This window comes from Halorubrum sp. Boch-26 (genome assembly GCF_029889805.1).
Classification (GTDB): domain Archaea; phylum Halobacteriota; class Halobacteria; order Halobacteriales; family Haloferacaceae; genus Halorubrum.
The window spans coordinates 1-3,949 of record NZ_JARANT010000143.1; the positions used below are offsets into that span (position 1 = coordinate 1).

Annotated in this window: 5 protein-coding genes; 1 reads left to right on the forward strand and 4 read right to left on the reverse strand. The window is 68.1% G+C overall.

From position 1 onward, the window contains the following. Nucleotides 1–186: 186 nt before the first annotated feature. Nucleotides 187–1,137: an aminopeptidase gene (locus tag OQF71_RS14025; protein WP_280588427.1), complete on the reverse strand. Its 951-nt coding sequence runs from the start codon at nt 1,135–1,137 to the stop codon at nt 187–189. Nucleotides 1,138–1,314: 177 nt separating this feature from the next. On the opposite strand from OQF71_RS14025, the gene OQF71_RS14030 reads away from it, so the two are divergent. After that, complete coding sequence (locus OQF71_RS14030; protein WP_280588428.1) at nt 1,315–2,382, forward strand: type II glyceraldehyde-3-phosphate dehydrogenase; 1,068 nt, start codon at nt 1,315–1,317, stop codon at nt 2,380–2,382. Nucleotides 2,383–2,432: 50 nt separating this feature from the next. On the opposite strand, the gene OQF71_RS14035 is transcribed toward OQF71_RS14030, so the two are convergent. From OQF71_RS14035 to OQF71_RS14045, 3 genes are all read right to left on the reverse strand, one after another. Continuing rightward, on the reverse strand, nt 2,433–2,609 hold the full coding sequence (locus OQF71_RS14035) for a hypothetical protein (RefSeq protein WP_280588430.1): 177 nt from the start codon (nt 2,607–2,609) through the stop codon (nt 2,433–2,435). 117 nt (nt 2,610–2,726) lie between these two features. Continuing rightward, entirely contained in the window at nt 2,727–3,026 is a 300-nt protein-coding gene (locus OQF71_RS14040; protein ID WP_280588431.1) for a hypothetical protein, read from the reverse strand. Between the two features lie 94 nt (nt 3,027–3,120). Then, nucleotides 3,121–3,949, reverse strand: an 829-nt coding sequence (locus OQF71_RS14045; protein WP_280588432.1) for a hypothetical protein, incomplete at its 5' end; no start/stop codon positions are given.

Genomic DNA, 3,949 nt, shown 5'->3' on the forward strand with positions numbered 1-3,949 from the left:
ACGTATCGAACGCTCATCTGTGACATTTTTCGTAAATATGCTCATCGCCTCAGCTTTGCGAGAGCGTGGGTTGATCGTTTCCTATCTTTTCAAAAATTATGACTATCACTAATGGCGACCGCTCAGAGGCGCGCCACCGCATCGGTTATTTATAAATGGTCCTCGTCGTTCCCGTTCCGCCCACCCCTACGCGGTCGGCAGTTCTATCTCGTCACCGTCGGCGTAGACCGTCGGGTTCCGGAGGATGCCGTCGAGGTGGATCGGCGCGTCCGTCTCGCCGCCGATCCCCGCGTCGTCCCCTATCGCGATGTGCACGGTGCCGCCCGCCTTCTCGTCGAGGAGGACGGAGCCGACCAGCTCGTCGACGCCGACGTTGGTCCCGATCCCGAGCTCGGCGAGGTTGTACGCTGCGTCGCCGACCGACTCCGCGGCCGCCTCAACGTCGGCCCGGACCGCGTCGTCGTCGATCGCGGTGACGAGCCCGTCCTCGACTTCGAAGGCGAGCTCTTCTCCCTCGTCGAGCAGCCCGTGGGGCATCATCGTTCCGTCGACGACGAACGTCCCGGTCGCGGCCTCCGGCGCGACGAACACCTCGCCGGCCGGCAGGTTCGAGAAGTCGCCGGGGTCGCGCACCATCCCGGTGTCCGAGAGCCACTCGCGGTCGCCGATCCCGAGCGCGATATCGGTGCCCTCGGGCGAGGTCACGCGCACTTCGTCGGCGCCAGCGACCTGCGCGAGCACGTCGTCGCACGCGGCCTCGATGGCGGCGTAGTCCGCGTCGAGCCCGGTCGCGAACACGTCTTCGGTTATCCCCGGGAGCGTCGCGCCGCGGGCGCCGGCGTCGCAGGCGGCTCCGCGGGCGCGGGTGTGACTGAGGCTCTTCGTCGTCGGCGCGAGGAAGACGTCGCTCTCGGCCATCGCGGCCGCCACGGGCGCGGGCGGCTCGGTGCCGTGCTGCTCGGCCGGCGGGTACCGGAGGACCGTCGCGTCGTCGGTGACGGCGGTCGCGGCATCGTAGAGGGCCTCGCCGATCCGCTCGCGCTCGTCGTCGGTCACGACGACGATCGACTCGTCGGGCGCGACGTGCAGACACTGGTTCACGGCGGTCGCGGCCGCCTCGGAGAGGTCGGACGACATGAGCGGTACTCGGTGTTCGCGGGCGTTAGTCCTTCTCATTTGTTCATTTTTACTCTTTTTCGAAACTCAGTTACACACTCACGTCGGCCGAATTTACCGACCGATTACTCACGCCGTAGTTAATTTCTTATGAATTTACTCGAAAAGATTATGCCGGTGTGTGAGCGAGGGTCCGGTATGATACGCGTGGGCGTCAACGGGTACGGCACGATCGGTAAGCGGGTCGCGGACGCGATCGCGGCCCAGTCCGACATGGAACTCGTCGGGGTGACGAAGACGAGCCCGAACTACGGCGCCGAGGCCGCGATCCGACGCGGCTACGACCTCTACGCGGCGATCGACGACCGGGTCGACGCGTTCGAGGCCGCGGGCCTCGGCGTGGCGGGGACGCTCTCCGACCTGCTCGACGCGATCGATGTCGTCGTCGACTGCTGTCCCTCCGGCGTCGGCGAGCGCAACCGACCGACGTACGAGGCCCACGGCGTGCCCGCGATCTACCAGGGCGGCGAGGACGCCGCCGTCGCCGACGCCTCGTTCAACGCCCGGGGAAGCTACGAGGCCGCTCGCGGCGCCGACTCGATCCGCGTCGTCTCCTGTAACACCACCGGGCTCTCACGGCTCCTCGCGCCGATCGACGAGGCGTATGGCGTCGAGAAGGCGCGCGTGACGCTCGTCCGCCGCGGCGGCGACCCGAGCGAGACCGATCGGGGGCCGATCAACGACGTCGTCCCCGACCCGACGACTGTCCCCTCCCACCACGGGCCCGACGTGAACACGATCCTCCCGGGCGTCGACGTCGACACGGCCGCGCTGAGAGCTCCCGTCACGGCGATGCACACCCACAGCGTCAACGTCACCCTCGACGAGGAGCCGAGCGCCGCGGCGGTCAGGGACCGCTTGGTCGACGAGAGTCGCGTATTCTTGATCCCCGAGAGCGCCGGGATCGACGGCGCCGGCGCGCTGAAGGACTACGCCGCCGACATCGGGCGCCCCCGCGGCGACCTCTGGGAGAACTGCGTCTGGGAGGAGTCGATAAGCGTCGAGGGGCGGGATCTGTACTTGTTCCAGAACGTCCACCAGGAGGCCGACGTCGTCCCGGAGAACGTCGACGCGATCCGGGCGCTGGCGACCGACACACCCCGAGAGGAGTCGATGGCGAAGACCGACGAGACGCTCGGGATCGGCCTCGACAGTCTGCTCTCTGACGGCGGCACCGTTCGAAGCCCGCTCGCGGCCGACGACTGATCCGCTCTGACGATTGGCCGTCTCCGACCGCTGACTGATTCCGCGTCCACTTACTCCGACGGCCGCGTCACGAGGAACGTCCGCCCGCCGCGGCGTTCCAGCGCCACCTCGCTCCCGCGTACGCGGTTCATGCGGGCGCGGTCGGCGATCCGATCCGTTCGACAGTCGGTGACATCCACTCGCGTCGGCGTCGCGTACCGGGGTCGGTCGTGTGTGCTCGCGCTCATACTTCCGAGTTCGAGCGGAAAGCTCGTATAAGCGAGCCATCCCCGGAGTGAAAGTGAAAGTGGAAGCGTCGCCGACGATTCGGCCTTCGGTCTCGATCGCGCGATCGCCTCGCCGACCTATCGGCGGAGTCCTGCTTCCTCGTCGCCTTCGACGAACCGCACGGTGAAGTAGTCGTACCCGCCGTAGGCTGCGTCGAGCGCGCCGAGCCACCAGTTCCAGCGCTCGACGACAGAGGAGCCGTCGGGGGCGTCGTCGAGGTGGTCGACCACGCCGGGAACGGTGAGCGCGTGCCCGCGGTCCTCGGAGGGCCGGCCGGAGTCGGCGAGGTCGCAGGCCGCCCGGGCGACCGCCCGCCGCTCGGCCTCGGTGCCGCCGAACGCTTCCGCCAGCGCGTTCTCCAGACGCGTTCTGTCCATACGCGACAGTTAGAGTGCCGAGTATATGAGTCGCGTGGTAGGGGGTGGCACGTCCGGTGTCGGCGAGCGACTGCTCCGGCACCTCGGCCGGCGGTCACAGCCGCGCCGCGAGCGCCAAGAAGAGGAGGCTGAACGGAGCCGTCAGGACCGTCAACAGCGCGCCGGCGGCGCCCTCCCCCGTCGCGACGGCCATCGTGAGACCCACGACGAGTGAAGCGGAACCGAGGATCGCGAGGATGACGCGTTCCGGAACGCTGGCCCGCTCCGGGCCGTCGCTCCGCGCGAGGGTCGCGTCCAACCGCCGCTCGACGTCGTCCGCGATTGCGGTCGGGACGAACAGCCACGGGGTCGAGCGGTACCACGCGTTCCCGCGGTACGCGAGCAGGAAAACGGTCGTCCACGGGAGGTCGATCCGACGCGTCCGGATCACGGCGCCGAGGTCGTCGGTCCGCGTTCGGTCGTGGCTCCTGTACGTCCGCTCGATCGTCCCGGCAGCCGGGTCGAGCCGCAGGTCCGTCCCGCGCGAGCCCGCGACCGTCGGGAGGAACACGAACAGCGAGACGAGAAGCGGCGTGAACCCCGAGAGCAGCGACGGCACGGTCGAGAACGAGCCGAGCCCGACAGCCGCCACGCCCGCGAGGACGACGCCCGCACCGGCGAGCGTCCAGCCGATTCGGAACCCCGAAGGGGCGAACGAGTAGTCGCCGAACTGCGACAGGAGCTCTTGACGACGCTCCGGGGAGGTCTGATCGTACGCCACGAGCCAGTACAGCAGCGACATCGGTCCCCCCACGAAGAGGATTACGAGCAGCGCCCACATCGACGACGGCGGCCCGCCACCCCCGAACGGCAGTCTCGTATACACATCTCCAAGCAACCTAGACAATGTCGAATATCGTAGGCCGTCTAATGCTTGAAAAAAA